This window comes from Pseudomonas helleri, assembly GCF_045830615.1.
In the GTDB taxonomy this organism is placed as follows: domain Bacteria; phylum Pseudomonadota; class Gammaproteobacteria; order Pseudomonadales; family Pseudomonadaceae; genus Aquipseudomonas; species Aquipseudomonas helleri.
The window spans coordinates 352,224-378,392 of sequence record NZ_CP174501.1 but is presented as its reverse complement, the minus strand read 5'-3'; the positions used below and the strand labels follow the sequence as shown (position 1 = coordinate 378,392).

Below are 26,169 nucleotides of genomic sequence, written 5' to 3'. Positions count from 1 at the left end.
AGACCTGTAGGAGCGAGCTCGCCTCGCGATCTTTTGATCGTTTAAAAGATCGCGAGGCAAGCTCGCTCCTACAGTTAAGAGGCTTACACCGCAGCGTTATAGAACTGCTCGCTGGATTTTTGCTCGATCAGCGCTTGCTCGATCGCCGCCTGATGCACTTCATCGGCGTGTTCCTGGCGGGCTTCGGGCAAGATGCCCAGGCGCGCAAACAGTTGCATGTCTTTGTCTGCCTGCGGGTTGGCGGTGGTCAGCAATTTGTCGCCGTAGAAAATCGAGTTGGCCCCGGCAAAGAACGCCAGCGCCTGCATTTGCTCGTTCATGGCTTCGCGCCCGGCCGACAGGCGAACATGGCTTTGCGGCATCAAGATACGCGCCACGGCCAGCATGCGGATAAAGTCGAACGGGTCGATGTCCTCGGCATTGGCCAGCGGCGTACCCGCCACTTTCACCAGCATATTGATCGGCACCGACTCCGGGTGCTCGGGCAGGTTGGCCAGCTGGATCAACAGATTGGCGCGGTCGTCCAGCGACTCGCCCATGCCCAGAATGCCGCCAGAACAGATCTTCATCCCCGCATCGCGCACATAGCTCAAGGTTTGCAGGCGTTCGCTGTAGGTACGGGTGGTGATGATGCTGGTGTAGAAGTCGGGCGAGGTGTCGAGGTTGTGGTTGTAGTAATCCAGCCCCGCGTGCGCCAGCGCCGCCGTTTGCTCCTGATCGAGCTTGCCCAGGGTCATGCAGGTTTCCAGGCCCATGGCCTTCACGCCTTTGACCATTTCCAGCACGTAGGGCATGTCTTTGGCCGAGGGGTGCTTCCAGGCCGCGCCCATGCAGAAACGCGTCGAGCCGATGGCTTTGGCCCGCGCCGCCTCTTCAAGCACCGCCTGCACCTGCATCAACTTCTCTTTTTCCAGCCCGGTGTTGTAGTGACCGGACTGCGGACAATATTTGCAATCTTCCGGGCACGCCCCGGTTTTGATCGAAAGCAGCGTCGAAACTTGCACCCGATTGGCGTCGAAATGCGCGCGGTGCACGGTCTGCGCCTGAAAAAGCAGGTCATTGAACGGCTGGACAAACAACGCTCGAACTTCGGCTAAAGACCAATCATGTCGCAAGTTGGCATGGGTGCTGGCGCTCATCGGCGATTCTCTTGTTTATGCTGGGACTTGAACCTGAAGCAACCGCCTCAGGCACGGCACGGATGCGCGATATGTTTGAGGATGCTACATGACTTGTCAACCACGCTTGTTTAGCGTGGTTGACAAGTGGTTGCTAATTAACCAAACGTGTTTAGTGTGCGATGAACGCACCGACACCCCGCTGCCACTCTGCGCGGCCTGCGAACTTGAACTGCCCTGGCTGGGTGACCGTTGCGAGCGGTGCGCATTGCCGCTGCCGATGGCCGGGCTCACCTGCGGCCTGTGCATCAAGCACCCTCCGGCCTACGAATCGGTGTATGCGCCGTGGGTATACGGCTTTCCCGTCGACAGTTTGATCATCAGCTTTAAGCACAACAGCCGCTGGCCGTATGGCCGCTTGTTGGCCGATATTCTCGGCCAATCGCTGCGTGATCGGTTCAACACCGGCGACCCTCAACCCGACTGTTTGCTGCCGGTGCCGCTGTCTACCCAGCGCCTGCGCCAGCGCGGCTACAACCAGGCCGCCATGCTCGCCCAGTGGTTGAGCCGCGATTTGGGTATCCCGTGTCACGACGACTGGCTGCTGCGCCACCAAGACACCGCCGCGCAACAGGCGCTGGACGCCAAGGCCCGCAAGCGCAACTTGCTCCACGCCTTCAGCCTGGCCCCGCAGGTTGAAGTGCGCGGCCTGCACCTGGCGCTGGTGGACGACGTGCTGACCACCGGCGCCACCGCGCAAAGCCTGGCGCGCCTGTTGCGTCAGGCCGGTGCGCGGCAGGTTGATGTGTATTGCCTGGCGCGCACGCCCAGGCCCGACGCGCCGCCTTGACGCCACCGGGCTGAGCAGGCACTTTTCGGGGCTCACCCTGCTTTGCGAATAACGCCCCCATGCAACTACCGACTTTGCTGACCCAGCACATAGCCCGCCGCCCGCAGCGCATTGCCTTGTTGCAGCACATCGCCGAGCAAGGCTCGATCACCCGCGCCGCCAAAAGCGCGGGCATCAGCTACAAAGCGGCGTGGGACAGCATCGACGAGCTGAACAACCTGGCACAAACCCCGCTGGTTGAACGCAGCGTGGGCGGCAAAGGCGGCGGCGGTGCACGCCTGTCGGCGGCCGGGGAACGGGTGATGCGCCTCTATCAACGCCTGCAAGCCCTGCAAAGCCAAGTGCTGGACGCCGCCGAAGACGCCAGCGACCTCGACCTGCTGGGCCGCTTGATGCTCAGAACCAGCGCCCGCAACCAGTTGCACGGCAGCGTCAAGGCCATCCACAGCCATGGCCGCAACGACCTGATTGAACTGCAACTGCCCGGCGGCCTGACGCTGCACGCGCAAATCACCCACGACAGCACCCAGCGCCTGGAACTAAACCTCGACACCCCGGTGGTGGCGTTGATCAAGGCGGGCTGGCTGCAATTGACGGGGCCCGACCAGCCATTGTTGGCCGGGCACAACCTGCTGCGCGGGCGCATCGAACAGATCCTCGACGCCGATCACAGCCCCAGCGAAGTGCGCATCAGCCTGCCCAGCGGCCAAACCTTGTGCGCCCTGAGCGAACCGCAACACCTCGAAACACTCCAGTTGACGGTGGGCAGTGAGGTCAATGTGCAGTTTTCACCAACCCTGGTGTTGCTCGGCACACCCCTGTAAAGAAATGACAACTCCCCTGTAGTCGCTGCCGCAGGCTGCGATAAGGGCCGCAGGACCTTCAACAACAGGGTAGCGATGCTACCCATCGCAGCCTGCGGCAGCGACTACAGAAGCCGGCGCGCCAGAAAACTGCAACACCACTGTCATAACCGCTGCTTAAGGTTGCGCAAAAACCTTAAAAGGCCTGCGCACTATGAACCTCCTGGATGATCAACACCCCACCGACCTTGAGCGCATTGTTGGCTTGAGTCGACGCGGGTTTATCAGCGCAGGCGCCCTATGCGGCGCGGCGATGTTTCTGGGCGGCAACCTGCTCAGCCGCAGCGCGCTGGCCGCCGGGGTCAGCTCGGCGTCCAGCCCCTTGCTGGGCTTTGCCAGCATCAACGCAGCCACCAGCGACAGCCTCAGCCTGCCACCCGGCTACCGCGCCTCGGTGTTGATCAGTTGGGGCCAACCCCTGCACACCAACGGCCCGGCCTTTGACCCCAGCGGCAACGGCAGCGCCGACGCTCAGGAGGTACAGTTCGGCGACAACAACGACGGCATGAGCCTGTTCGCCTTCCCCGACGACCCCAACCGCGCCCTGCTGGCGATCAACAACGAATACACCAACTACCGCTACCTGTACCCCCACGGTGGCCTGCCGACATCGGCCGAAGAGGTGCGCAAAGCCCAGGCCAGCGAAGGCGTGTCGGTCGTTGAAGTACAGCGCAAAGGCGATGGCTGGCAATTCGTCCAGGGCTCGCCATTCAACCGGCGCATCCACGGCAACACGCCCATCCGCCTCAGCGGCCCGGCCGAAGGGCACGCCTTGCTGCGCACCCAGGCCGACATCAATGGCGCACGGGTGCTGGGCACCTTCCAGAACTGCGCCAACGGCAAAACACCGTGGGGCACCTACCTCACCTGCGAAGAAAACTTCACCGACTGCTTTGGCAGCTCAGACCCCCAGCAGACCTTCGACGCCGCGCAAAAGCGCTACGGCGCCACACTCGCCAGCCGCGAGATCAACTGGCACCTGCACGACCCGCGCTTCGACCTGGCGACCAACCCCAACGAGCTCAACCGCCATGGCTGGGTGGTCGAAATCGACCCGTTCGACCCGAAATCGTTGCCGGTCAAACGCACCGCGCTGGGCCGCTTCAAACACGAAAACGCCGCATTGGCACAGACCCGTGATGGCCGCGCCGTGGTGTACATGGGCGACGACGAACGCGGGGAGTTCATCTACAAATTCATCAGCCGTGACCGCATCGACACCCAAAACCCCAAGGCCAACCGTGACCTGCTGGACCACGGCACGCTGTATGTGGCGCGCTTCGATGCAGGCGACAAGCACCCCGATCACCCCAAAGGCCAAGGCCAGTGGATCGAACTGCGCCACGGCCAAAACGGCATCGACGCCAGCCAGGGTTTCGCCAACCAGGCCGAAGTGCTGATCCACGCCCGGCTCGCGGGCAGCGTGGTCAACGCCACGCGCATGGACCGCCCGGAATGGATCGTGGTCAGCCCCAAAGACGGCCAGGTGTATTGCACCCTGACCAACAACGCCAAACGCGGCGAAGACGGCCAGCCCGTCGGCGGCCCCAACCCGCGCGAAAAGAACGTTTACGGGCAGATCCTGCGCTGGAAAGCCCACAACGATGACCACGGTGCCGACAGCTTCGACTGGGACCTGTTTGTGGTCGCGGGCAACCCGGTGGTGCACCCAAAACAGCCCAAAGGCGGCTCGGCCAACATCACCCCGCAGAACATGTTCAACAGCCCCGACGGCCTGGGTTTTGACGACGCCGGGCGCCTGTGGATCCTGACCGACGGCGACTACAGCAACACAGGTGACTTCGCCGGCATGGGCAATAACCAAATGCTCTGCGCCGACCCCGACAGCGGTGAAATCCGTCGTTTCATGGTCGGCCCGGTGGGCTGTGAAGTGACCGGCATCAGCTTCTCGCCGGATCAAAAAACCCTGTTTGTCGGCATCCAGCACCCCGGTGAAAACGGCGGCTCGACCTTCCCCGAGCACCTGCCCAACGGCAAACCGCGCTCCTCGGTCATGGCCATCAGCCGCGAAGACGGCGGGATCGTCGGCGCATAGCGATGGGCCCTTGCTGCTCGCGATCTTTTGCTCTTTTAAAAGATCGCGAGGCAAGCTCGCTCCTACAGGGGTCAGTCTGCGTTAACATGCTTGGCCGGACGCGGCAGCCTGCTGCGCGCAGGAGTCAGCATGTCTCATCCGTTCGCAACACTTACCCCTGATCTGGTGCTCGACGCCGTCGAAAGCATCGGTTTCCTCAGCGACGCCCGCGTGCTCGCCCTCAACAGTTACGAAAACCGCGTGTACCAGGTCGGTATCGAAGGCTCGGAGCCGCTGATCGCGAAGTTCTACCGCCCGCAGCGCTGGACCAACGAGGCGATCCTCGAAGAACACCGCTTTACCTTCGAACTGGCCGACTGCGAAGTGCCGGTGGTGGCGCCGATCATTCATAACGGCCAAAGCCTGTTCGAACACCAGGGCTTTCGCTTTACCTTGTTCCCGCGACGCGGTGGCCGTGCGCCCGAGCCGGGCAATCTTGACCAGCTGTACCGCCTCGGCCAACTGCTCGGGCGCCTGCATGCGGTGGGTGCCACCAAGCCTTTTGAACACCGCGAAGCCCTGGGCGTGAAGAACTTTGGCCATGACTCGCTGACCACCTTGCTCGAAGGCAACTTCATCCCGCGCAGCCTGTTACCGGCCTACGAGTCGGTGGCCCGCGATCTGCTCAAGCGTGTCGAAGACGTGTACGCCGCCACCCCGCACAGCAACATTCGCATGCACGGCGACTGCCACCCCGGCAACATGATGTGCCGCGACGAGGTGTTCCATATTGTCGACCTCGACGACTGCCGCATGGGCCCGGCGGTGCAAGACCTGTGGATGATGCTCGCCGGTGATCGCCAGGAATGCCTCGGCCAACTGTCCGAACTGATGGATGGCTACAGCGAGTTCCACGACTTCAACCCCCGTGAACTGGCCCTGATCGAACCCCTTCGCGCCTTGCGCCTGATGCACTACAGTGCCTGGCTGGCCCGCCGTTGGGACGACCCGGCGTTCCCGCACAGCTTCCCGTGGTTTGGCAGCGAGCGGTATTGGGGCGACCAGGTGCTGGCGTTGCGCGAACAACTCTCGGCGCTCAATGAAGAGCCGCTAAAACTGTTTTAAATTGGTGCCATTTGTAGGAGCGAGCTTGCCTCGCGATCTTTTTAAAAGATCAAAAGATCGCGAGGCAAGCTCGCTCCTACAGCACCCGTCATTTGCTTAACCAAGGATCCTGCATGCAAGCCGCCAACCCGCGTCGCGGGTACATTCTGGGCCTCAGCGCCTATGTCATCTGGGGCCTGTTCCCACTCTATTTCAAACTCCTGGAAAGCGTGCCCGCCGCCGAAATCATCGTCAGCCGCGTGCTCTGGTCAGCGCTGTTTGGCTCGCTGCTGTTGCTGGTATGGAAGCATCCCGGCTGGTGGCAAGAGCTGCGTGACAACCCCAAACGCCTCGCCGTGCTCAGCGGCAGCGGCCTGTTGATCGCCATCAACTGGCTGACCTATGTGTGGGCGGTGAACAACGACCGCATGCTCGAAGCCAGCCTGGGTTACTACATCAACCCGCTGGTCAACGTGCTGCTCGGGATGTTGCTGCTGGGTGAGCGCCTGCGCCGCCTGCAATGGATTGCCGTGGGCCTGGCCGCCATCGGTGTGGCCGAGCAAGTGTGGCAAGCCGGCAGTCTGCCGTGGGTGTCGCTGGTGCTGGCGCTGACCTTTGGCTTTTACGGGCTGATCCGCAAGCAGGCGCCGGTCAAGGCCTTGCCGGGGCTGGTGGTCGAAACCTGGATTCTGGTGCCCATCGCCATCGGCTGGCTGCTGATGCACCCCGAGGCCAACAGTGCCCACGCCGATTTCTGGGCCACCTCACAAGCCTGGCTGCTGGTGGCCGCAGGCCCGGCCACATTGATCCCGCTGGTGTGCTTCAACGCGGCCACGCGCCACCTGCCTTACACCACCATCGGCTTTATGCAGTACGTCGCGCCCACCCTGGTGCTGATTCTTGCCGTGTGGGTGTTTGGCGAACACTTGTCCGAGAGTACCCTGATCGCCTTTATGTTCATTTGGGCGGGCCTTGTGGTGTACAGCATTGACGCCTGGCTGAGCCTGCGCAAAAAAGCCTGACCTGAACCCCGTGGGAGCACGCCCGCTCCCACGGGGTTTTTATGGGCCTGCATATAAAATTGTGTACTGTTTTTAGAATTATCTGGAACAACCTGTACTTTTCTTGAGAACATCCTGTTCTTCTACGTGACCGATAGCTTAATAAAAGTCGCAGAACGACGTAGTTAGTCTGATTTTCACATCGGCAAATGATCATGTAGTATGCCTCGGCGACCACTACATAATTGGCAACAAGGTCGGTCAATGCGTCTGCTTTACCCCGTATGACCCCGCTGCGGCGGTGTTTTGAGAAGCGCTCCAGGCTTTAAATAAAAATGAGTGAGGCAAGCAATGACTGAACACGTTCACGTCGGTGGCCTGCAGGTCGCCAAAGTCCTGTTCGACTTCGTCAACAACGAAGCCATCCCCGGTACCGGCCTCAACGCCGACCAGTTCTGGGCCGGTGCCGATAAGGTCATTCATGACCTGGCCCCCAAGAACAAAGCACTGCTCGCCAAACGCGATGATTTGCAGGCGCGCATCGACGCCTGGCACCAGGCGCAGGCCGGTAAGGCCCATGACGCCGTGGCTTACAAAGCCTTCCTACAAGACATTGGGTATCTGCAGCCAGAAGCCGCAGATTTCCAGGCAACGACGCAAAACGTCGATGACGAAATCGCCCGCATGGCTGGCCCACAGTTGGTGGTGCCGGTGATGAATGCGCGCTTTGCCCTCAACGCCTCGAACGCCCGCTGGGGTTCGCTGTACGACGCGTTGTACGGCACCGATGCCATCAGCGAAGCCGATGGCGCCGAAAAGGGCAAAGGCTACAACAAGGTCCGTGGCGACAAGGTCATTGCCTTCGCCCGCGCCTTTCTTGACGAAGCCGCGCCGCTGGCCAGCGGTTCGCACGTTGACTCCACGGCTTACGCCATCGTTGACGGCGCCTTGCAGGTCACCCTCAAAGACGGCGCCAGCAGCGGCCTGCGCGACACCGCGCAACTGATCGGCTACCACGGCTCGGCCGAGGCACCGACCGCTGTATTGCTCAAACACAACGGCCTGCACTTCGAGATCCAGATCGACGCCACCAGCCCGGTCGGTAAAACCGATGCGGCAGGCGTAAAAGACGTGCTGATGGAAGCCGCGCTGACCACCATCATGGACTGCGAAGACTCGGTTGCCGCGGTCGACGCCGATGACAAAGTGGTGATCTACCGCAACTGGCTCGGCCTGATGAAGGGCAACCTGAGCGAGCAAGTGACCAAGGGCGGCGAAACCTTCACCCGCACCATGAACCCGGACCGCGAGTACACCGCGCCCAATGGCGGCACCGTCAGCCTGCATGGCCGTTCGCTGTTGTTCGTGCGTAACGTGGGCCACCTGATGACCATCGACGCGATCCTCGACAAGGACGGCAACGAAGTCCCTGAAGGCATCCTCGACGGCCTGCTGACCAGCCTCGCGGCCATCCACAGCCTTAACGGCCAGGCCTCGCGCAAAAACAGCCGCACCGGGTCGGTGTACATCGTCAAACCGAAAATGCACGGGCCTGACGAAGCCGCCTTCACCAACGAGCTGTTCGGGCGCATCGAAGACGTGCTCAAGCTGCCGCGCAACACGCTCAAAGTCGGGATCATGGACGAAGAGCGCCGCACCACCGTCAACCTCAAGGCGTGCATCAAGGCCGCCAGCGAGCGCGTGGTGTTCATCAACACCGGCTTCCTGGACCGTACCGGCGACGAGATCCACACCTCCATGGAAGCCGGGCCGATGGTGCGCAAGGCCGACATGAAAGCCGAGAAGTGGATTTCGGCCTACGAGAACAACAACGTCGACGTGGGTTTGAGCACCGGCCTGCAAGGCCGTGCGCAAATCGGCAAAGGCATGTGGGCAATGCCCGACCTGATGGCGGCGATGCTGGAACAGAAAATCGCTCACCCGCTGGCCGGGGCCAACACCGCCTGGGTGCCATCGCCGACCGCCGCTGCCTTGCACGCGCTGCATTACCACAAGGTCGACGTGTTCGCGCGTCAGGCCGAACTGGCCAAGCGCGCCCCGGCCTCGGTGGACGACATCCTGACCATCCCGCTGGCCGTGAACCCGCAGTGGACGCCTGAGCAGATCCAGAACGAACTGGACAACAACTCACAAGGCATTCTGGGTTACGTGGTGCGCTGGATTGATCAGGGCGTGGGCTGTTCGAAAGTGCCGGACATTCATGACGTCGGCCTGATGGAAGACCGTGCGACGCTGCGTATTTCCAGCCAGCACATCGCCAACTGGCTGCGTCACGGCATCGTCAGCGAGACCCAAGTGCTTGAAAGCCTCAAGCGCATGGCCCCGGTGGTTGACCGCCAGAACGCCAACGACGCGCTGTACCGTCCATTGGCACCGAACTTCGACAGCAACATCGCCTTCCAGGCGGCGGTCGAGTTGGTGATCGAAGGCACTAAACAGCCAAACGGCTACACCGAGCCGGTGTTGCACCGTCGTCGTCGTGAGTTCAAGGCTAAAAACGGCCTGTAAAACCTCGTAACCCCTGTAGGAGCGAGCTTGCCTCGCGATCTTTTAGAAGATCAAAAGATCGCGAGACAAGCTCGCTCCTACAGATTCAGTTCTTTTTTGATCAAATCCAGCAGCTTGGGCGGGTCGATGGGCTTGAGCAAAAAATCCAGCACGTTCAAGTGCATCGCTTCAATCGCGTCCCGTACCTCTGCATCCCCCGACATGATGATGATCGGCAGCTCAGCACGCTCCGATTCGCGCACCTGGCGGATCAGGTGCAAACCGTCGTGGGGCTCCATGCGCAAATCGGTCAGCATCAGGCCAATCGGCAAGGCTGAATCCAGCAGCGCCAGCGCCTGCGTACCATTACAGGCTGTCGCGCACTGAATCTTGTTCTCCGACAGATACTCTGCCAGCAACTCGCGGGCAAACGGATCATCTTCGACGATCAACACGCACTGTTCTGCCGGAGCAGGGGCTTGCATCACCTCGTTCAAGAGTTCGCGTTCGGCGTCGGTCAGAATGTCGTGTTCGTTCATACCCGTCTCAAAAACTGCCCCCCGGTTAAAAACCAAGCGGTTCAGTCAGTTATCCCGCACTGCGATCAATGTGCACCTAGCTAAGCCTATTTCCAAGTAGGGCCGGTCTGAAAAATGTAAAAAGCCCGCAGGTTGTCGAAAAACACAGCCGCCAGACAGGTTTCCTAGACTTACGTCCAATGGGCACCCGCGTGCAGACAACCGAGCATGAAGGCCAGCAGGGGCCACGCCCCGTGATAACAACAACGGCTAATCATGCGGTATCGGTAATGAGCAAATCGGATGCGTTTCTCCAGGCAGGTCGAACGGCGGTGTTGCAAAACATCCACGGCACCATGCAGTTCTTGCAGCGGTTCCCGCCCTTTAACCAAATGGAAAACACTCACCTGGCCTTCCTGGTTGAACAGTGCCAACTGCGCTTCTATGGTCCCGGTGACAGCATCATTCGGCCCGAAGACGGCCCGGTCGAGCATTTCTATATCGTCAAACAAGGCCGCGTCATCGGCGAGCGCACGCACCAGGGCGCCAGCGTGGTCGAAACCACCTTTGAAATCACCGCTGGCGAGTGCTTCCCCCTCGCCGCCCTGCTGGGTGAGCGGGCCACCCGCACAGAACATTTGGCCGCTGAAGACACCTTCTGCCTGCAACTGAACAAAGCCGCGTTTATCAAAGTGTTTGCCCTGTCCGAGGAGTTCCGCGATTTCGCCCTGCGCGGGGTCAGCAGCCTGCTCGACAAGGTCAACCGGCAAGTGCAGCAAAAAGCCGTCGAAACCCTCGGCACCCAATATTCGCTCAACACCCGCTTGGGCGAATTGGCCATGCGCCACCCGGTCACCTGCAGCCCGCAGACCGCCCTGCGCGAAGCCGTGCGCCTGATGCATGAGCAACAAGTGGGCAGCATCGTGATCGTTAACGAACACAAAGCGCCGCTGGGTATTTTCACCCTGCGTGATTTGCGTCAGGTGGTGGCCAACGGCATTGAAGATTTTGATCAGGCCATCGACGCGCACATGACCGCCGGGCCGTTTTACCTGTCACCCGATCACAGTGCCTTCGACGCCGCCATTGCCATGACCGAACGGCACATCGCCCACGTGTGTCTGGTCAAGGAACAGCGCCTGTGCGGCGTGGTCTCCGAGCGCGACTTGTTCTCGCTGCAACGGGTCGACCTGGTGCACCTGGCCCGCACCATCCGCCATGCGCCACGGCTGGACACCCTGATCAACCTGCGCGGCGAAATCAGCCAGTTGGTAGAGCGCATGCTGGCTCACGGCGCTTCATCGACCCAAATCACCCACATCATCACCCTGCTCAACGACCACACCGTGTGCCGCGTGATTGAGCTGGTGCTGGCCGAGCGTGGCGACCCCGGCGTGGCGTTCACCTGGCTGTGTTTCGGCAGCGAAGGCCGACGCGAGCAAACCCTGCACACCGACCAGGACAACGGCATCTTGTTCGAGGCCAAAGACGCCGCCCAAGCCGCCGAGATTCGCCAGCGTCTGTTGCCCATTGCGCAGCAGATCAACCACCATCTGGCGGCCTGCGGCTTCACCCTGTGCAAAGGCAACATCATGGCCGGCAACCCCGAGCTGTGTTTGTCCCGCGCCGAATGGGCCCGGCGCTTCAGCGCATTTATTCGCGAGGCCACGCCGCAAAACCTGTTGGCCTCCAGCATCTACTTCGACCTGCGCGCCGTGTGGGGCGATGAACAGGGTTGCCAGCACCTGCGCCGCACCATCCTCACTCAGGTCGCCGATAACCGTTTGTTCCAGCGCATGATGGCCGACAACGCCCTGCGTCATCGCCCGCCCGTGGGGCGCTTTCGCGAGTTTGTGCTGGAGCGCAAAGGCGGCGACAAAGCCACCCTCGACCTCAAGGTGCAGGGCCTGGGCCCATTCGTTGACGGTGCCCGCCTGCTGGCGCTGGCCCATGGCGTCGAGGCCATCAACACCCTTGAACGCCTGCGCCAGCTCACCACCTTGGGCGTGATCGAGCCGCTGGACGGCGCGGCCTATGAAGAGGCGTATCACTTTATTCAGCAGACCCGCATGCAACAGCATCAACTGCAGACCCGGCAAAACCGCCCGTACTCCAACCGCGTCGACCCCGACCAGTTGAACCAACTGGACCGGCGCATCCTGCGTGAAGCCCTGCGTCAGGCGCAGCGCCTGCAAAGCAGCCTGGCCCTGCGGTATCAGCTATGAAGCTGTTTTCCTGGCTGATGCCACGCAAAGCCCCGACCTTAAGCCTTGCCCAGCAGCAACGCCTGTTGCGCCTGCCCGAGTCTGCCGGGCTGGGCGACCACGCGCTGCGCGCCCAGCGCTGGGTGGTGGTTGATCTGGAAACCAGCGGCCTGAACCTCAATCGCGACCAAGTGTTATCGATTGGCGCGATGGTCATTGAAGACGGCGCCATCGACTTCAGCCAAACCTTTGAGCGGACCTTGTTGCGCACCGACAACCCGCTGAGCCCCAGCGTCTTGCTACATGGCTTGGGACCCAGTGCGATTGCCGCCGGCAGTGATCCGGCCGACGCCCTGCTGGACTTTATGGCGTTTGTCGGTGACAGCCCGCTGCTGGCCTTTCACGCCCCGTTCGACCAGCACATGCTCACCCGGGCGCTCAAAGACAGCCTGGGTTACCGCTTGCAACATGCCTTTATGGACGTGGCAGCCCTGGCGCCCATGCTCTGCCCGCAGCATCAGGGCCGCGAGGCCGGGCTGGATCACTGGATCAAGCACTTCAACCTGTATGTCGAAGACCGCCACAACGCCAGCGCCGACGCCCTGGCCACGGCGGAGCTGGCGCTCATCCTGTTCAGCCGCGCCCGCGCCCAAGGCATCGACAGCCCCCAGGCCCTGCAACAGCGCCTTAACCAGTGGCAACGGCGCAAGATCATTCACAGCTTTTAAGAGCGCCCTCTCCACGCCTCTCCCGGAGGGAGAGGGGACTGACCGCACGCGGACTCAAGATCACCACACATCGGCTCCCTCTCCCTCCGGGAGAGGGTTGGGGTGAGGGCGAGGGCTGCCCGCGATCAAAACCCATCCGATGAGCGTCAATTGCGCCGCCCGTTCCCCTCTGACACAATCGCGAATAATTATCGTTAGTTAAAACTTGTCCTCGGTGCAGCCGTTGTCCTCACTCCACACCTCTCAGCACGAACTGGTTGGCTCGCTTTACCGCGACCATCGCGTTTGGCTGCTGGCGTGGTTACGGCGCAATGTGGCGTGCCCGCAGCGCGCCGAGGACTTGAGCCAGGACACTTTCGTGCGCCTGCTGGGCCGCAGCGAACTCAGCGCACCGCGTGAGCCCCGGGCGTTTCTCGCGGCCATCGCCAAGGGCCTGCTGTTTGACTACTTTCGCCGCGCCGCCCTGGAGCAGGCGTACCTCAACGAATTGACGCTACTGCCCGAGGCCGAGCAGCCCTCGCCCGAAGAACAACACCTGATCCTCGAAGACCTCAAAGCCATCGACCGCCTGCTCGGCAAGCTGTCGAGCAAGGCCCGCGCGGCGTTCCTGTACAGCCGCCTCGATGGCCTGCCCCATGCCGACATCGCGCAGCGCCTGGGCGTGTCGGTGCCGCGTGTGCGTCAGTACCTGGCGCAAGGCATGCGCCAGTGCTACATCGCGCTGTATGGCGAGCCCACGTGAGCGCGATCAGTTCCAAACCGGTGTCGGCCCGCGTGCTCGACGCGGCCATTGCCTGGCAACTGTGCCTGGACTGCGGCAATGGCAGCCCGGTGCAACAGGCCGAATTCGACAAGTGGTACGCCGCCAGCGAAGAGCACGCCCGCGCCTGGCAACAACTGGGCATGCTCGACCACCGCTTCAGTAGCACCAGCCCGGCGGCACGCAACGCCTTGCGTAACGCCCGCAGCGGGGTGCATCAGCGGGTGCGCAAACTCGGCAGCGGCCTGGCGAGCATTGCGCTGGTCTGCGGGCTGGCCCTGTTCGCGGGTAAAAACTACCTGCCGCTGGACTACTGGATGGCCGACCAACGCACCGCCACCGGCGAGCAACGCCAGTTGCAACTGGCCGATGGCACGGTGATCAACCTCAACACCCACAGCGCGGTAGATGTGCAGTTTGATGGCGACACCCGGCGCATCATCCTGCAAGCCGGCGAGATCATGGTGCAGACCGGCCACGGCGACCCGCGGCCCTTTGTCGTGCAAACCCGCGACGGCACGCTGCGGGCCCTGGGCACGCGGTTTATGGTCAAGCGCGAAGACGACGGCACGCGCCTGAGCGTGCTGCAATCACGCGTGGCGGCGCACCCCGAAAACAGCGTTGAAGACGTCATCTTCAGCGCAGGCCAGCAAGTGCTCATGCACCGCGACCACCTCGGCCAAATGCTCACCGTCACCGCTGGGGCCGACGCCTGGACACGCGGCATGCTGGTGCTCGACAACGTGCGCCTGGCCGACATGGTCGGCGAACTCAATCGCTACCACCGCGGGCATCTGGGCGTTGATCCGCGCGTGGCCGACCTGCGCATCACCGGCAGCTTCCCGCTGGACAACCTTGAGCTGGCGCTCAATGCCCTGCCGCCGATCCTGCCGGTCAAGGTCAAACAGCTCACCCCGTGGTGGATCACCGTCGCCCCGGCGCCAGAAAAATAAATGCAGATTATTTTCAATTAGCCCTATCACTTTTCGCTGCTCGTTCGGCTCCTAGTCATTGAGAACCATTTCCATTCAGGAATCCGCCGAATGTCCCGCACCTTCGATACGTTTTTGCGCCCCAGCCTGTTGACCCTGGCCATTGCCTTCGGCGCACCGCTGGCCAGCACCGCGTTAATAGCCGCCGAACAAAACACCACCTCGCGCAGCTACAACCTGCCCGCCGGGCCGCTGGCCGCGACCCTCAACCAGATCGCCAGCCAGGCCAGCCTGACCCTGGCGATGGACCCGGCATTGCTGGCCGGCAAAACCTCGGCGCCCGTGCAGGGCACGTTCGAACCCACCACGGCGCTGCGTGAAGCGTTGCGCGGCACGGGGTTGCAGTTGGTGCCGGGCAGCGCAGGCAGCTACACCCTGATCGCAATCACGCAGGGCGCCGTAGCCCTGGAAGCCACCACGATTTCCGCTCAGGGCGGGTACGAAAGTGCATGGGGGCCAGTTACCGGCTACCTGGCGCAGCGCTCAGCGGCGGGCACTAAAACCGATACCGCGCTGGCAGAAGCCCCACGCTCAATCTCGGTCGCCACGCGCAGCCAGATGCAAGATCGCGCGGCGCAAAACCTCGACGATGCCGTGCGTTACATGCCCGGCGTCACCGCCAGCAGCTATGGCAGCGACAGCCGCTCGGAATGGCTGAAAGTGCGCGGCTTTGAACCCACTCAATTCCTCGATGGCCTGCCGCTGCCCAAAGGCTCCTACACCATGCCCAAGCTGGAAACCTGGGACCTGGAGCGCGTCGCCTTGCTGCGCGGTCCGGCTTCATCGGTGTACGGGCAAACCCCCGCAGGCGGCTTGCTGGACATGGTCAGCCGTCGCCCCGAAGACACCGCCAGCCACGAAGTACAACTGCAAATCGGCAGCTACCAGCGCAAGCAAATCAGCTTTGACAGCACCGGGCCGATAGATGACGAAGGGCGTTTTCTGTATCGCGTGAGCGGCGTGGTGCGTGACAGCAACACCACCATCGAGCACACCGATGACAAGCGCTACAACATCGCCCCGAGCCTGACGTGGAACATCGACCCGGACACCACGCTGACCTTCCTCAGCCAGTTCAACCGCGATGACACCGGCACCACCAGCCAGTTCTTGCCGATTCAGGGCACGCTGGTGTCCACCCCGGCAGGCAAGGTCAAGCCCCACAAGAACCTGGGTGATCCGGACTGGGAGTTCTACGACAAAACTTACTACGCACTCGGCTATGCCTTTGAACATCGCCTGAACGATGTGTGGCAGTTCCGCCAAAACCTGCGTTACACCAAAAGTGACTTGTCCTTTCAGAGCATCACCGCCGGCGGTTACTTTGGTTCGGTGGCCGATGACGGCACCGTCCAGCGCGGGGCCAACATCGTAGACGAAGACATCAGCCAGTTCGCCGTAGACAACAACCTGCAAGCCGACTTCACCACCGGCGCGCTCAAGCACACGCTGCTGATCGGCCTCGATCATCAGCGCGTCGATACCAGCTACAAATGGCAATACGGCGTTGCCCCGGTCAGTAACATCATCAACCCGATCTACGGGCAAGACTTCAGCCACATCAACTACACCGCCTACAACGATTACAATCAGAAAACCCGCGACACCGGCCTGTACCTGCAAGACCAGATGGCGCTGGATAACTGGCGTCTGACCTTGGGCGGGCGTCAAGACTGGCTGCACACCGACACCACCTTCTACAACCAGAACGATGCCCGCGACAAACGCGACGACAGCGCCTTTACCGGCAATGCGGCGCTGAGCTACGTGTTCGACTCGGGGTTCACCCCTTACGTGTCCTATGCCGAGTCGTTCCAGGCCGAACCGGGGGGCTTTGGCGGCAAAGCGTTCAAGCCCGGTACAGGCAAGCAATACGAATTGGGCCTTAAATACCAGCCACCGGGCAGCGAGATGCTGTTCACGGCCGCCGTGTATGACCTGACCCGCAAAAACATCGTGCTCAGCGACACCCTTGGCGTGAGCCGCCCCTTGGGTGAAGCCAACGTGCGAGGCCTGGAACTGGAGGCCGTGGGCAACGTCAACGACAACCTCAAACTGACCGCCGCCTACACCTACGCCAACACCAAAATGACCAAAGTTTCAGACCCGCTGGACAAAAACCGCCCGCTGCCGCTAACACCCGAGCATCAGGCCTCCATCTGGGCTGACTACACCTGGCACAAAGGCGCACTGGAAGGCTTCGGCATTGGTTTCGGGGCGCGTTACATCGGCGAAACCGACAATATCGCCATTGGCAGCAAAGGCTACGTGGCTGACGCCGCTTACGGTCATACAGACGCCTACACCGTGTATGACGCGGCCGTGCATTACGACCTCGGCAAGGTCAGCAAAGCCCTTAAAGGCGCCACCGTGTCGGTCAATGCCAATAACGTTTTCGACAAGCAATACCTGTCAACGTGCGACGGTTTCTACTGCTACTACGGTGACCGCCGCAACATCATGGCCAGTGTTGACTACAAGTGGTAACCCGCTAAACCGGCTTCTGCAGGCGCGAGCTTTTAAAAGATCAACAGATCACGAGGCAAGCTCGCTCCTGCAGTGACAAGGGTGTTTTTACATTTGGGACCTTCATGAAAAGCAAAACCATTCGCCGCTGGTCCTTTATCCACACCTGGACCAGCCTGATCTGCACCGCCTTTTTGCTGATGCTGGCACTCACCGGTTTGCCGTTGATATTCAGCCATGAAATCGATCACCTGCTGGGCAATGCGCCGCAAGTTCAGACACTGCCCGAAGGCACCCCACAGCTCGATTTGCAGCAACTGGTGCAGGCCGCCGAGGCGCATCGGCCCGGCGAGGTCATGCAGTATTTCGGCTGGGAAGAAGACGAGCCCAACGCGGTCTACGCCATCATGGCCGCCACCGCTGGCACCGAGCCCAACTCGTCCCACACCTTTATGCTCGACACCCGCACCGGCCAGCCCATTGAAGTGCCATCAGCTAATGGCGGCTTCATGATGGTCATGTTGCGCTTGCACGTAGACATGTTCGCGGGCCTGCCCGGCAAGCTGCTGCTGGCCTTTATGGGCACCCTGTTTGTACTGGCGATCATCTCTGGCACCGTGCTGTATTTGCCGTTTATGCGGCGCAATGAATTTGCCAGCGTGCGCACCGACAAATCCCGCCGCCTGCGCTGGCTCGACCTGCACAACCTGATCGGCGTCGTGACCCTGACCTGGGCCTTGGTGGTGGGCGTGACAGGGGTGATCAGCGCGTGCGCCGATCTGATCATCGACGCCTGGCGCAACGACAGCCTCAGCGCCATGGTTGAACCCTACCGCAATGCCCCGCCCCTCACCCGGCACGCCCCGGCCACTCACCTGCTGGAGATCGCCAACCAGGCTGCACCCGGCATGCAACCGGACTTTATCGCCTTCCCCGGCACGCGCTTCTCCAGCGAACACCACTACGCCGTCTTCATGAAAGGCAGCACCCACCTCACCTCGCACCTGCTGACACCGGTGTTGATCGACGCCAGTACGCTGGACGTCACCGCCGTCGGCGACCGCCCCTGGTACATGAACGCCATGGGCATGTCCCAGCCCCTGCACTTTGGTGACTACGGCGGCATGCCAATGAAAATACTCTGGGCGGCCCTCGATGTGCTGACCATTATTGTGCTCGGCAGCGGCCTGTACTTGTGGTGGGTACGGCGCAAGGCCAGCAAGGAGAGCGCCCGATGAAGCCGCGCCAGTCCAACTTCTGGAAAGTCTTTAGCGTGCCACTGGCGATTGGCCTGGTCAGCGCCACAGGCTTGTTCGCGGCCCTGCTGGGCGAAGGCGCATGGGACGCCTTGAGCTGGATCGGCCTGGGCATCCCGGTGTGGATCAGCGTGCGCGGGCTGCTCAAGCGCTGACCAATGCACTGCCCCAATAGCTTGGCGACCAACGGCGCACAAACCTAGCCGTTCTGTCAGTACCGCTCATGGTATTAACCCGCTATTTCTAATGGCTTCATAGAGGAAGTGATAAAGGGTTAATACCATGTCTGCAAAAAAGAAAGTGCTGCTGCACCAGTACGCTTATGACCCGCTGGACCGCCATGTAAAAAGTGGTGGTTCGCAAGGTGACGAAACACAGGTGTTTTACAACAACGATCGGGTGGCAACCGAGATTAAAGGCAATACGGCCTATCGCGTGTTTGAAACCGACAACGCGGTGTTAGGGCAACTGACCACCACCCCCCGTGGTGTTGAAACCGCATTGATCGCCCATGACGACAAACGCTCAACCCTGGCCACGCTCACGGCCGAGCAACACACCCCCGTCGCCTATACCGCAGCCGGTTATAGCCCCGCCGATGAACAACGGGTACTGGGGTTTAATGGTGAACGCGACGACAAAACAACCGGACACTACTTATTGGGTAATGGTTATCGGGCATTCAATCCGGTCTTGATGCGCTTCAATAGCCCGGACAGTTGGAGCCCGTTTGGTGAGGGCGGTATTAATGCGTATGCGTATTGCGCAGGCGACCCGGTGAATAGAACCGACCCTACAGGGCACTCTTGGCTGTCGTTATTTAAAGGCATAGGTAACAAACTTGGGCGAACACCTTCCCGAATCATTACTGCTACGGATTCATCCTCCCCAGATGTTTATTTGAAGTTAACTAGAAAAAGTGTTCATCGATATAACAAAGAACCAAACAATACTTATAAACGTGCGTATAAAGAAAAACGCACACCCGAAGGACTCGAAGCGAGTCAAAAACAACTCGTAGCGGACCAAAACATAATAACAACAAAAAGAGCCCGATATACTGCGGCAAAGCAGGCGCAACAAAGAGCACGACAGCAGCAAATAGATAACTTGGCGCGCATCGATGATCTTATGGATGCTAATCCGGAGGTCACCAAGATAGAGAGACGTCTTTACACGTTGGGCCCTCGTCGGGAAGATACACTCCTGGGCTTGACACCGGCCGGCGGGAGAGACCTCGCCTTCGAGCCCGTCGTATTTCATTCGAACTCTATAGAACACGATTCTTTAACTAAAAGACTCGCCGATATTAGAAAGTCCTATTCATGAATCTAAGTTAAGCGTACTTCGCTTAGGGATGGTCTGAATGACTCCTTGATTTGATGCCCTCGCTGCTCGAGGTGCAAAAAACCAAGTGTGGTCAAGTCTTCAGACCTTTTTTGCGCTAAAGGAGGGCCTGAAAGGGTTGGAACTTTATAACATCGTTAACGCTTAGTTCCACCCTCAACACCCAGGCTGATCCGCCGTATACCGACGCGCCGGGTTCACCGCCGCGCCCAACTCACGCAGCGCTTTGGCCCCGATCAACAGCGGGTAGTTGAAGTTGCTGCGGTCGGTGAGGTTGACCTCCACGGTGCGTTTGACATTGCCCAGGCACATCTCCAGATCCACCACCGGGCGCTTGGCCACGTTGACTTCATCTTTGTCTTCGTCTTCATCAGCGCGGTTTTTGATTTTGCTGATGCGTGACACTTTGTGCTCATACACCTTGCTGCCCGCGTCCGGGGTGGCCAGCTGGAAACGCACCCACTCTTCACCGTCACGGGTGAAGGTCTGAATGTTTTTGGCCGACAGCGACGCCGTCAAGGCGCCGGTGTCCATCTTGGCCTTCAGCGTCTCACCGATTTCCGGCAGCTTGATGTACTCATAACGCCCGTACAGGGTCGGCTCGGCGGCCATCACCGGCAACGCCAAAACAGACAGCAAGGCTAAAACAGACTTCATGGCGGTCATTTCCTTTTAGGGGTGCGGGTTAGACCCTGCAGTTGTCGTTGGTTCCCACTGAGCACAATAGCCCTTAAGCAGTGAAACATTTGTTAGCACTCTGATTTGGCGTTCTGCAACGCGCTGCTTATCATGGCGGGTCCTTAAATGTTCAAGAGTTACTTATGCGCCGCCTGCTCACCGGCTGTTTGGTCACATTGCTGTTGCTGTGCAACACCCTCATTTTGTTCGGCCCGCTCATGCTGTTCGCGCTGCTCAAGCTGATTTCACCGGGTCGGCTGCGCGATTACAACTCGTGGGCCGTGATGTGGATCGCCGAAACCTGGTCCGAGATCGACAAACGCATTTTCGCCCTGTGCCTGCCCACCCGCTGGGACATTCGCGGCGCCGACAACCTCAGCCGCACCACCTCGTACCTGGTGATCAGCAACCACCAATCGTGGGTCGATATCCCGGCCTTGATGCAAGGCTTGAACCGCCGCACGCCATTCTTCAAGTTCTTCCTTAAAAAAGAACTGATCTGGGTGCCGTTTCTGGGCCTGGCCTGGTGGGCGCTCGACTACCCCTTCATGAAGCGCTATTCCAAAGCCTTTTTGGCCAAACACCCAGAGCTAAAGGGCCAGGACCTCAAGATCACCCAAGCCGCCTGCGAGCTGTTCAAGCGCCAGCCGGTAACGGTCGTCAACTACCTGGAAGGCACCCGCTTTACCCCGGCCAAACGCGCCCAGCAACAATCGCCCTACACCTACCTGCTCAAACCCAAGGCAGGCGGCGTGGCCTTTGTACTGGCGGCAATGGGCCCACAGCTGGACGCCGTGCTCGACGTCACCGTGGTGTATCCACAGGCAAAAATTCCGGGGTTTTGGGCGTTGATCAGCGGGCAAGTGCCCAAAGTGATTGTTGATATCCAGACCCGCGAACTGGATCCGGCCCTGTGCCAGGGTGATTACGAGAACGATCCGGTGTTTCGCGATCAGATCCAGAGCTGGGTCAACCAGCTCTGGATCAAGAAAGACCAGCGCATCAGCACATTGCGCGCTGAGCGCGGCTAATCCTTAGATGCCCCACAGCGTACCCAGGGTGGTCAGCAGCGGGCTGGCAACCCCTTGCTGGCCCAGGTACTGAGTGATCACAGGGGCGAATTCCTGGACCATGCTGCTTTTCATGCCCAGCGCCTGGAATGCGCTGTTCAATTGCGATTGGTTGGTCACGTTGCTGACCGCCACTTTGGCATCATTGCTGACCGGGTTGATCTGACCCACCAGGGCCTGAAGCTGCGGGTTTTTCGCGCTGAACTGGCTCAGTTGAGTCAGGGCACCGGCGCCGGTGACCTTGTTAATGCCCGGCACTTGCTGGGTCAGAGCGGCGTAATCATTGGCCGTCAGCTGGTTTTTCGCCAGGCTCAACATCGCCCCCACGCCACCCGCCGCTTGCTCAGGCTTGACGCCCATCTGCTGGGCTTTGGTCAGCAGTTGCAAGGCCTGCACCGACTTGTCAGAGCTGGCGCTGTTGCCGCCTTGTACCTGGCCCAAGAGCTGGGTTGCCGCCCCCAGGTCAAACCCTGCTGCAAACACCGGGGTGACCGCTACGCTCATCAATGTTGCCAGTGCTACTGCGCTCAACTTTTTCATCGCATCGACCTCTTCAACCAAAAAGCTGCCCGCCAAGGAGCAGCAAAACTAATACTCAGACTCAACACCGCTGCGGATGTTCCCTACAGCCAGCATTCAGCAAACAGGGCGCAATCTTAATTCAAAACAGGGACGGCGCGGGCATCGCTCTACAGCGGGCCGGCACTTATCAAGACAGGATGATAAAACCGCCAAAAATCAAGTCGGCACATCAGAAAAAAATGATCGGCCACTGCATGGAACAGCCACGAATTTTGGACTAATCTTTCCACGTAAGTGGCACATTGCCATCCCCTGATAAATGGGAGAACGGTCATCTTAATCTCCGACGCCGAGTACCTCAAAAAGCTGTTGGCCCAGTGTGCATTGGGCAACCGTCGAGCCTTTGAAACGTTGTATCGTAGCGTCGCCCCACGTCTGCAAAACGTGGCCTTGCAGTGCATCAGCCAGCGTGATCTGGCCGAAGAAGTGGTGCAAGAAAGCTTCGTGCGCATCTGGCAAAACGCCGCGCAATACGACCCCCATTTGTCAGCCCCTGTGGCCTGGATGATCGCCATCACCCACGATCAGGCCATCGAGCAATTGCGCATACACCGCGAGCTGCCCGAGGGCGCCCTGCAACAGCCGCCTTGCCTTGAGCAACTGGATGGCATGCAGCGTCAAACCATTACCACTGCCTATTTTCACGGCCGCAGCGCCAAAGAATTAGCCGAGCAATTGGCCGCGCCGCTGGGTTCTGTCAAAGTCTGGCTGCGCCGGGGCATGGAACGGCTGCGCGGAGGCCTTGAAGCATGAATTATCAAACCCCCACCCTGCGCCGTGCCCTGGCAGGCGATTACGCCATCGGGCTGATGCCGCCTGCCGCCAGCAAACGCTTTGAACAACTGCTGGTTGATGACGCCGGGCTGCGCGAAGAACTCGCCGCCTGGCAAACCAGCCTCGCCCGCCTGACCGACTCCGTGGGCCAGGACCCGGTGCCCGACCGTGTGTGGCAAGCGATTGTGGCGCGCATTGAACCTCAAGAGGCGGCCAAGCGACCGTTGTTGAGCCGGCTGAACCTGGTCGCTATCGCCTGTGTGGTGGTGGCGGCCGCGGTTGTGCTGGTTGTCTTTTAACCCTCAAAAGATCGCGAGCAAGCTCGCTCCTACAAGGTTTTAGGTTTGCACGGGTTGGAGTCAGGGGCTTATAGTCCGCCGGTCGTCCCAATGGCGACCGGGTTTGGCGACCCGATCAATGAGTGCGGAACGTCTGTTTTTTGCAGGATGATCCGTACCCGCAGAGTTGCTCTATGGCAGCTGTGCGCGGGAGACCTTCGGGTCTGCCGGGTGTCTCGTTGCCGGTTCGCCAACCCGCGTGCAGCTGCCACCTATTTGTTTGGCGACAAGTAGGCGGCAGTCTCATTTACTTCAACGAGACTAAGCCATGAACCAATACATCCCGCTGACCGCAATAGACTGCCTGATCCCCAGCTTGCTGATTGACCGCCAAAGTCCGCCTGACGTGCTGCATGCCAATGCGGCGGCGCGCATTCTGGCCGTGACCCAACTGTTCGAAAGCCTCAACCGTTTAGACCTGAGCGCCGCCGACGGCATAGACCTCAAACACATCACCCAGCCATGCGCCATTTTGCTGCGCGACGGCTGTGACCTGCTCGACGTACTGGGCCAGCGCTTGCAGGTCTAAACGCCCACGACCTAGCAGTTCTGCTAGCTATACAGCGTGCAACTCCAGGGAGAAGCTCAACCTTCGTCCGCGCTTTTCCCGGGAGTTCAGCATGAGCAAACAGCGCAAAACCGTCGCCAGCACTTACCTGTACGATCCATTGGACCGTCTGGCCGCCAGCAACAGCATTCAACGTTTTTACAACGACACCCGCATCGCCACTGAGATTGAGGGCGAACGCAAAAGCCGGTTTTTTGAGACCGACTCACAACCCCTCGCGTTGCAGCAGCATGGCAGCCTGCCCGGCACCACGTTATTGGCGACCGATCAGCAAACCTCTGTGCTCAATGGCGTTAGCCCTGAGGGCGCCCTGCACGCGCAGGCTTACTCGCCCTTTGGCCATCACCCCATCGGCGCCTCACTTAATGGCGCAGGGTTTAACGGTGAACGGCCAGAACCGCTGACAGGGCATTATTTGTTGGGCCAAGGGTATCGGGCGTTTAATCCAATATTGATGCGATTCAACAGTCCGGACAGTTGGAGCCCGTTTGGTGACGGGGGGATTAATGCGTATGCATATTGCGATAATGACCCAGTGAACAAAGTTGATCCAACAGGCCATATCCCCTTTTTAAGTAAAATACTTATTGCTGCTAAAACACCGGCGTGGACAACACGCAATATCGTGAACACCATCCCCAATACAAGTGCCCTTTCACGAACTCCATCAGCAAGATCATTACGCTCATCAATCTCCGAAGAAATTGGGGATTTATCTACAACGGTATCACGGCAAAATTCTATAACGTCGTTCGGCTCAGTGGAGAGTGTACCTGCATCGAATCCCAATATTATGCCAAGGCGCCACGCTGTAATATATCGCCCCGGAGACCCAGCGCTTGAGGCAATAAATGCATTTTTTCGGAGTGGCAATAGGCCCTCACGGTCTCCGAGCGGCACTATAACTCCACCACGCCAGAGCACTTACACTCCCCCTCCTCCTTCCACATCAACTGCTTATTTAAGAGCAGAAGCTGCCGCAACGGATAACATTGATACATTACCCAGCTATGCTGAAGCGACAGCTCCACCTAGCTATTACAATACGGTCACTCTAGCAACTAACCCTCAACAATTTTCGGCTTATACAAAGCGCATTCGAAAAGCAAAATAAAAATCCTTGTCTGTGATTGATATCTAACAAGCACTCTGTAATTAACAGAGTGCTTATTTATTTTCAGATTGCACTAAACAACCTATGCGGATCAATCACAAACTTCTTCGGCACACCCGCATCAAACTCGCCATACCCGCGCGGGGCATCATTCAAGCTAATCACCTCCACACCCACAATGTCGGCAATTTTGATGCGGTCCCACATGATCGCCTGCATCAGTTGGCGGTTGTATTTCATGACCGGGGTTTGCCCGGTGTGGAAGGTGTGGGATTTGGCCCAGCCCAAACCAAAGCGGATGCTCAGGCTGCCCATTTTGGCGGCCGCATCGACAGCGCCCGGGTCTTCGGTGACGTACAGGCCCGGAATGCCGATTTTGCCCGCCACCCGCACCACGCCCATCAGTGAGTTGAGCACCGTGGCCGGGGCTTCGTGCTTGACGCCATCATGGCCGTGACCACGGGCTTCAAAGCCCACGGCATCGACCGCGCAGTCGACTTCCGGCTCGCCCAGCAACTCGGCGATTTGCTCATGCAGCGGGGTGTCCTTGGACAGGTCGGCAATCTCAAAGCCCTGCGCCTTGGCGTGCGCCAGACGGATCGGGTTAACGTCACCGACAATCACCACCGCAGCACCCAGCAAACGCGCCGACGCCGCCGCAGCCAGGCCTACCGGGCCAGCACCGGCGATGTATACCGTGCTGCCGGGGCCAACGCCGGCCGTGACCGCGCCGTGGTAGCCGGTGGGCAGGATGTCGGAGAGGCAGGTCAGGTCGCGGATTTTCTCCATGGCGGCGTCGCGGTTCGGCAGTTTGAGCAGGTTGAAATCGGCATACGGCACCAGCACATATTCCGCCTGGCCGCCCACCCAATCGCCCATGTCCACATAGCCATACGCACCGCCGGGACGGGCCGGGTTGACGGTCAGGCACACGCCGGTGTTTTGCTCTTTGCAACTGCGGCAACGCCCGCAGGCCACGTTGAACGGCACCGACACCAGGTCGCCGACTTTCAAATGCTCAACGTCACGCCCGGCTTCAATCACCTCGCCGGTGATCTCGTGGCCCAGCACCAGCCCCACTTGCGCCGTGGTGCGACCGCGCACCATGTGCTGGTCAGACCCACAAATATTGGTCGACACCACCCGCAGGATCACCCCGTGATGGATCGGCTTGCCTTGAGGGTTTTGCATCTTGGGAAAAGGAATGTTCTGCACTTCAACCTGGCCATTGCCCAGGTACACCACACCGCGATTGTCAGCCATCGTATTCACCCTTGTTGTTGTTGGAGGTGAAG

The 26,169-nt window shown here is 60.1% G+C and carries 23 protein-coding genes and 1 pseudogene; 19 read left to right on the top strand and 5 right to left on the bottom strand.

Features of this window, described 5'->3' with window-relative positions:
- Nucleotides 1–83: 83 nt before the first annotated feature.
- Nucleotides 84–1,139, bottom strand: a complete 1,056-nt coding sequence (bioB, locus tag ACJJU9_RS01755) for a biotin synthase BioB (RefSeq protein ID WP_048372289.1) — start codon at nucleotides 1,137–1,139, stop codon at nucleotides 84–86.
- 88 nt (nucleotides 1,140–1,227) lie between these two features.
- Between bioB and ACJJU9_RS01750 the strand changes: the two genes are divergently transcribed.
- From ACJJU9_RS01750 to ACJJU9_RS01725, 6 genes are all read left to right on the top strand, one after another.
- Nucleotides 1,228–1,968: a ComF family protein gene (locus tag ACJJU9_RS01750; protein ID WP_407729931.1), complete on the top strand. Its 741-nt coding sequence runs from the start codon at nucleotides 1,228–1,230 to the stop codon at nucleotides 1,966–1,968.
- A gap of 59 nt (nucleotides 1,969–2,027) precedes the next feature.
- Nucleotides 2,028–2,792 carry a TOBE domain-containing protein gene (locus tag ACJJU9_RS01745; RefSeq protein WP_407729930.1) on the top strand — a complete coding sequence of 255 codons (765 nt, stop codon included), beginning with the start codon at nucleotides 2,028–2,030 and terminating at the stop codon, nucleotides 2,790–2,792.
- A gap of 193 nt (nucleotides 2,793–2,985) precedes the next feature.
- The gene (locus ACJJU9_RS01740; protein WP_407729929.1) at nucleotides 2,986–4,887 is read left to right on the top strand and encodes a PhoX family protein; all 1,902 of its coding nucleotides are present in this window, start codon (nucleotides 2,986–2,988) and stop codon (nucleotides 4,885–4,887) included.
- Nucleotides 4,888–5,016: 129 nt separating this feature from the next.
- A complete protein-coding gene (locus tag ACJJU9_RS01735; RefSeq protein ID WP_048372296.1) occupies nucleotides 5,017–5,991 on the top strand; it encodes a serine/threonine protein kinase in 975 nt (324 codons plus the stop codon).
- A 113-nt stretch (nucleotides 5,992–6,104) separates the two neighbouring features.
- Nucleotides 6,105–6,992: an EamA family transporter RarD gene (gene rarD / locus ACJJU9_RS01730; protein WP_153333517.1), complete on the top strand. Its 888-nt coding sequence runs from the start codon at nucleotides 6,105–6,107 to the stop codon at nucleotides 6,990–6,992.
- A 330-nt stretch (nucleotides 6,993–7,322) separates the two neighbouring features.
- On the top strand, nucleotides 7,323–9,500 hold the full coding sequence (locus ACJJU9_RS01725) for a malate synthase G (RefSeq protein WP_153333515.1): 2,178 nt from the start codon (nucleotides 7,323–7,325) through the stop codon (nucleotides 9,498–9,500).
- Nucleotides 9,501–9,577: 77 nt separating this feature from the next.
- Here the strand turns inward: ACJJU9_RS01725 and ACJJU9_RS01720 are convergent, their stop codons facing one another.
- Entirely contained in the window at nucleotides 9,578–10,018 is a 441-nt protein-coding gene (locus ACJJU9_RS01720; protein ID WP_407729928.1) for a response regulator, read from the bottom strand.
- 269 nt (nucleotides 10,019–10,287) lie between these two features.
- On the opposite strand from ACJJU9_RS01720, the gene ACJJU9_RS01715 reads away from it, so the two are divergent.
- From ACJJU9_RS01715 to ACJJU9_RS01680, 8 genes are all read left to right on the top strand, one after another.
- Nucleotides 10,288–12,222, top strand: a complete 1,935-nt coding sequence (locus tag ACJJU9_RS01715; protein ID WP_048384947.1) for a putative nucleotidyltransferase substrate binding domain-containing protein — start codon at nucleotides 10,288–10,290, stop codon at nucleotides 12,220–12,222.
- Nucleotides 12,219–12,929: a 3'-5' exonuclease gene (locus ACJJU9_RS01710; protein ID WP_314916976.1), complete on the top strand. Its 711-nt coding sequence runs from the start codon at nucleotides 12,219–12,221 to the stop codon at nucleotides 12,927–12,929. Before ACJJU9_RS01715 ends, ACJJU9_RS01710 begins: the two co-directional genes overlap by 4 nt.
- Before the next feature lie 223 nt (nucleotides 12,930–13,152).
- A complete protein-coding gene (locus ACJJU9_RS01705; RefSeq protein ID WP_407729927.1) occupies nucleotides 13,153–13,671 on the top strand; it encodes an RNA polymerase sigma factor in 519 nt (172 codons plus the stop codon).
- Nucleotides 13,668–14,642: a FecR family protein gene (locus ACJJU9_RS01700; RefSeq protein ID WP_407729926.1), complete on the top strand. Its 975-nt coding sequence runs from the start codon at nucleotides 13,668–13,670 to the stop codon at nucleotides 14,640–14,642. Before ACJJU9_RS01705 ends, ACJJU9_RS01700 begins: the two co-directional genes overlap by 4 nt.
- Before the next feature lie 90 nt (nucleotides 14,643–14,732).
- Nucleotides 14,733–17,168 (top strand): TonB-dependent siderophore receptor, encoded by a 2,436-nt coding sequence (locus ACJJU9_RS01695; RefSeq protein WP_407729925.1) that lies wholly within the window; start codon nucleotides 14,733–14,735, stop codon nucleotides 17,166–17,168.
- 104 nt (nucleotides 17,169–17,272) lie between these two features.
- Nucleotides 17,273–18,385 carry a PepSY-associated TM helix domain-containing protein gene (locus ACJJU9_RS01690; RefSeq protein ID WP_407729924.1) on the top strand — a complete coding sequence of 371 codons (1,113 nt, stop codon included), beginning with the start codon at nucleotides 17,273–17,275 and terminating at the stop codon, nucleotides 18,383–18,385.
- Entirely contained in the window at nucleotides 18,382–18,558 is a 177-nt protein-coding gene (locus ACJJU9_RS01685; RefSeq protein ID WP_088500226.1) for a hypothetical protein, read from the top strand. The genes ACJJU9_RS01690 and ACJJU9_RS01685 overlap by 4 nt, the downstream gene beginning before the upstream one ends.
- A 127-nt stretch (nucleotides 18,559–18,685) precedes the next feature.
- Complete coding sequence (locus ACJJU9_RS01680; RefSeq protein ID WP_407729923.1) at nucleotides 18,686–19,732, top strand: RHS repeat-associated core domain-containing protein; 1,047 nt, start codon at nucleotides 18,686–18,688, stop codon at nucleotides 19,730–19,732.
- A 174-nt stretch (nucleotides 19,733–19,906) separates the two neighbouring features.
- On the opposite strand, the gene ACJJU9_RS01675 is transcribed toward ACJJU9_RS01680, so the two are convergent.
- The gene (locus tag ACJJU9_RS01675) at nucleotides 19,907–20,407 is read right to left on the bottom strand and encodes an ATP-dependent zinc protease (protein WP_407729922.1); all 501 of its coding nucleotides are present in this window, start codon (nucleotides 20,405–20,407) and stop codon (nucleotides 19,907–19,909) included.
- 164 nt (nucleotides 20,408–20,571) lie between these two features.
- On the opposite strand from ACJJU9_RS01675, the gene ACJJU9_RS01670 reads away from it, so the two are divergent.
- Complete coding sequence (locus ACJJU9_RS01670) at nucleotides 20,572–21,459, top strand: acyltransferase (protein ID WP_407729921.1); 888 nt, start codon at nucleotides 20,572–20,574, stop codon at nucleotides 21,457–21,459.
- Between the two features lie 3 nt (nucleotides 21,460–21,462).
- On the opposite strand, the gene ACJJU9_RS01665 is transcribed toward ACJJU9_RS01670, so the two are convergent.
- Nucleotides 21,463–22,038: a DUF2780 domain-containing protein gene (locus ACJJU9_RS01665; RefSeq protein WP_048372375.1), complete on the bottom strand. Its 576-nt coding sequence runs from the start codon at nucleotides 22,036–22,038 to the stop codon at nucleotides 21,463–21,465.
- A gap of 276 nt (nucleotides 22,039–22,314) precedes the next feature.
- Here ACJJU9_RS01665 and ACJJU9_RS01660 point away from each other — a divergent pair, with 276 nt between their 5' ends.
- The 4 genes and pseudogenes from ACJJU9_RS01660 to ACJJU9_RS01645 all read left to right on the top strand — a co-directional run bounded on the left by ACJJU9_RS01660 (nucleotide 22,315) and on the right by ACJJU9_RS01645 (nucleotide 24,874).
- Nucleotides 22,315–22,833 carry a sigma factor gene (locus ACJJU9_RS01660; RefSeq protein ID WP_407729920.1) on the top strand — a complete coding sequence of 173 codons (519 nt, stop codon included), beginning with the start codon at nucleotides 22,315–22,317 and terminating at the stop codon, nucleotides 22,831–22,833.
- Nucleotides 22,830–23,123, top strand: a pseudogene (locus ACJJU9_RS01655) (anti-sigma factor); the annotation flags it as partial. The gene ACJJU9_RS01660 and the pseudogene ACJJU9_RS01655, both read left to right, overlap by 4 nt.
- 337 nt (nucleotides 23,124–23,460) lie before the next feature.
- A complete protein-coding gene (locus ACJJU9_RS01650; RefSeq protein ID WP_407729919.1) occupies nucleotides 23,461–23,721 on the top strand; it encodes a short-chain dehydrogenase in 261 nt (86 codons plus the stop codon).
- Nucleotides 23,722–23,812: 91 nt separating this feature from the next.
- Nucleotides 23,813–24,874 carry an RHS repeat-associated core domain-containing protein gene (locus ACJJU9_RS01645; protein WP_407729918.1) on the top strand — a complete coding sequence of 354 codons (1,062 nt, stop codon included), beginning with the start codon at nucleotides 23,813–23,815 and terminating at the stop codon, nucleotides 24,872–24,874.
- A 63-nt stretch (nucleotides 24,875–24,937) separates the two neighbouring features.
- Here ACJJU9_RS01645 and fdhA read toward each other — a convergent pair whose 3' ends face one another.
- The gene (gene fdhA, locus ACJJU9_RS01640) at nucleotides 24,938–26,137 is read right to left on the bottom strand and encodes a formaldehyde dehydrogenase, glutathione-independent (RefSeq protein WP_407729917.1); all 1,200 of its coding nucleotides are present in this window, start codon (nucleotides 26,135–26,137) and stop codon (nucleotides 24,938–24,940) included.
- Between the last annotated feature and the right edge of the window lie 32 nt (nucleotides 26,138–26,169).

Bases quoted from the DNA above. Each gene is read 5' to 3' on its own strand.
- ACJJU9_RS01695 (WP_407729925.1), top strand. From the start codon at position 14,733: ATGTCCCGCACCTTCGATACGTTTTTGCGCCCCAGCCTGTTGACCCTG.
- ACJJU9_RS01650 (WP_407729919.1), top strand. From the start codon at position 23,461: ATGAACCAATACATCCCGCTGACCGCAATAGACTGCCTGATCCCCAGC.
- ACJJU9_RS01715 (WP_048384947.1), top strand. From the start codon at position 10,288: ATGAGCAAATCGGATGCGTTTCTCCAGGCAGGTCGAACGGCGGTGTTG.
- ACJJU9_RS01720 (WP_407729928.1), bottom strand. From the start codon at position 10,018: ATGAACGAACACGACATTCTGACCGACGCCGAACGCGAACTCTTGAAC.
- ACJJU9_RS01735 (WP_048372296.1), top strand. From the start codon at position 5,017: ATGTCTCATCCGTTCGCAACACTTACCCCTGATCTGGTGCTCGACGCC.
- fdhA (WP_407729917.1), bottom strand. From the start codon at position 26,137: ATGGCTGACAATCGCGGTGTGGTGTACCTGGGCAATGGCCAGGTTGAA.
- ACJJU9_RS01740 (WP_407729929.1), top strand. From the start codon at position 2,986: ATGAACCTCCTGGATGATCAACACCCCACCGACCTTGAGCGCATTGTT.
- ACJJU9_RS01675 (WP_407729922.1), bottom strand. From the start codon at position 20,407: ATGAAGTCTGTTTTAGCCTTGCTGTCTGTTTTGGCGTTGCCGGTGATG.
- ACJJU9_RS01680 (WP_407729923.1), top strand. From the start codon at position 18,686: ATGTCTGCAAAAAAGAAAGTGCTGCTGCACCAGTACGCTTATGACCCG.
- bioB (WP_048372289.1), bottom strand. From the start codon at position 1,139: ATGAGCGCCAGCACCCATGCCAACTTGCGACATGATTGGTCTTTAGCC.
- ACJJU9_RS01750 (WP_407729931.1), top strand. From the start codon at position 1,228: ATGACTTGTCAACCACGCTTGTTTAGCGTGGTTGACAAGTGGTTGCTA.
- ACJJU9_RS01645 (WP_407729918.1), top strand. From the start codon at position 23,813: ATGAGCAAACAGCGCAAAACCGTCGCCAGCACTTACCTGTACGATCCA.
- ACJJU9_RS01665 (WP_048372375.1), bottom strand. From the start codon at position 22,038: ATGAAAAAGTTGAGCGCAGTAGCACTGGCAACATTGATGAGCGTAGCG.
- rarD (WP_153333517.1), top strand. From the start codon at position 6,105: ATGCAAGCCGCCAACCCGCGTCGCGGGTACATTCTGGGCCTCAGCGCC.
- ACJJU9_RS01670 (WP_407729921.1), top strand. From the start codon at position 20,572: ATGCGCCGCCTGCTCACCGGCTGTTTGGTCACATTGCTGTTGCTGTGC.
- ACJJU9_RS01725 (WP_153333515.1), top strand. From the start codon at position 7,323: ATGACTGAACACGTTCACGTCGGTGGCCTGCAGGTCGCCAAAGTCCTG.
- ACJJU9_RS01690 (WP_407729924.1), top strand. From the start codon at position 17,273: ATGAAAAGCAAAACCATTCGCCGCTGGTCCTTTATCCACACCTGGACC.
- ACJJU9_RS01685 (WP_088500226.1), top strand. From the start codon at position 18,382: ATGAAGCCGCGCCAGTCCAACTTCTGGAAAGTCTTTAGCGTGCCACTG.
- ACJJU9_RS01710 (WP_314916976.1), top strand. From the start codon at position 12,219: ATGAAGCTGTTTTCCTGGCTGATGCCACGCAAAGCCCCGACCTTAAGC.
- ACJJU9_RS01745 (WP_407729930.1), top strand. From the start codon at position 2,028: ATGCAACTACCGACTTTGCTGACCCAGCACATAGCCCGCCGCCCGCAG.